Origin of the sequence: Streptomyces durbertensis (genome assembly GCF_014156695.1) — a bacterium.
Classification (GTDB): Bacteria; Actinomycetota; Actinomycetes; order Streptomycetales; family Streptomycetaceae; genus Streptomyces; species Streptomyces durbertensis.
This window is the reverse complement of sequence record NZ_WMLF01000735.1, coordinates 1-1,487: the sequence shown is the minus strand read 5'-3', so window position 1 is coordinate 1,487 and position 1,487 is coordinate 1. Positions and strand designations below refer to the sequence as shown.

General features: G+C 69.7%; 3 protein-coding genes. 1 reads left to right on the top strand and 2 read right to left on the bottom strand.

From position 1 onward, the window contains the following. Positions 1-449 (top strand): sensor histidine kinase (locus tag GL263_RS26400; RefSeq protein WP_323379572.1); only part of this gene is annotated, 449 nt, incomplete at its 5' end. Positions 450-590: 141 nt separating this feature from the next. Here GL263_RS26400 and GL263_RS26395 read toward each other — a convergent pair. Then, entirely contained in the window at positions 591-1,055 is a 465-nt protein-coding gene (locus GL263_RS26395) for a type II toxin-antitoxin system VapC family toxin (protein ID WP_182858254.1), read from the bottom strand. Beyond that, positions 1,045-1,314 (bottom strand): type II toxin-antitoxin system Phd/YefM family antitoxin, encoded by a 270-nt coding sequence (locus GL263_RS26390; RefSeq protein ID WP_182858253.1) that lies wholly within the window; start codon positions 1,312-1,314, stop codon positions 1,045-1,047. The genes GL263_RS26395 and GL263_RS26390 overlap by 11 nt, the downstream gene beginning before the upstream one ends. Positions 1,315-1,487: the final 173 nt, after the last annotated feature.

The window sequence follows — 1,487 nt, the reverse complement described above, 5'->3', positions numbered from 1 at the left end:
AACCCACCCTCGCCGAGATCACCACCCTCGTCGACGAGGCCCGCGCCGCCGGCCAGCAGGTCACCATCGCCACCGAACTGCCCTGCCCGCCCGACGCGGACCCCGGCTCCGGGGACGGCGACCCCCTCCGCGCGCTGGCCGGCGCCGGCGACCTCCGCCCCCAGGCGCAGCGCACCGCCTACCGGGTCGTCCAGGAAGGCCTGACCAACGCCCGCAAGCACGCCTCCGGCGCCCGCGTCCACGTCCGCATCGCCGGCAGCCCGGGCGGTGCGCTCACCGTCACCGTCGACAACCCGCTCCCCGTCGGCCTCGCCCCCACCGAGATCCCCGGCGCCGGCGCCGGCCTCACCGGCCTACGCGAACGCGTCGAACTCGACGGCGGCGAACTCCACCACGGCACCACCGACGGCACCTTCACCCTCCAAGCCCGCCTCCCCTGGCCGGCGTGACCCGACTCCGACGAGAACCGCCGTGTCTCCCCCGGGCGTTCGGTGAAGATCGACTCGATTGCTCGGCACGTGAACGAGTGACGCACCTCCTGGCTCCGCTCACGGGAAAGCCCGCTTACTCCACCGCACCGGAGCAATGCTTCAGTCGTGCAGGACCGTCGGGCGCGTGACCGGCACGACGGTGAGGAGCCCGTCCAATCCCTTGAAGTCGTCCGGGTTGGTAGTGAAGAGGGGCAGGTCTCCAGCCACCGCGATGGCAGCGATCATCAAATCGGCCACTCGCCGACGAGGCTTCCGCCCTGCGCTGATCACAGCAGCACAGATGCGACCGTAGATGCGGGCCGCCTCAGCGTCAAAGGGGATGGGATCGAACTCGTTCTCAGCGCGTTGCAGGACATCGAGCCTGCGCGCGCGCTCGTTGTGCTCGTCGTAGGCGCTCTGTTCTTCGTTGCGACGGACCTCGTGCGGCCCGGCGGACAGCTCGGCCAAGGTGACGGCGGTGATCGCCATCTCGTGCGGCAGTTCCTCCGGGTTCACCCACCGGCGCAGAATCATGATGTCGGTATCAAGGACTCCGCGCTCGTGCACCGCGCGATCAGCGGGCATAGGGGTCATCCTGAGAAGTGTCCATCGCGGCGTCCTGGTCGGCGCGGAACGTGTCCAGATCGACTTCGGGCGCCGTCCTGGACATCGCGGCGAACTCTTGACGAGAGACGAACCGCCGGCGTCGCCGCAGCGGGACGAGCTCGCCGATCGGGTGTCCGTCACGAGTGACGGTGAACGACTGGCCGCCCTGTATGGCGTCCATGATCTCGCGGGAACGGTTACGCAGGTCCCGCTGGGTGATTTCGGGCTGAACGCTCATGTGCACCGCCGTAGCACCACGTGGCACACCGTGGCACTTCGTGCTCGGTGCGTGCCCGAGCACCACTGGGGGCCTCTGCCGACCTCCGAGGTTGAGGCGCCTGAGCACCCTCCGAGCTGACTGCCGGGAGAGCATCCCGTGGACCACTCTGGCCCGCCGGGCAGGCCGTAGGG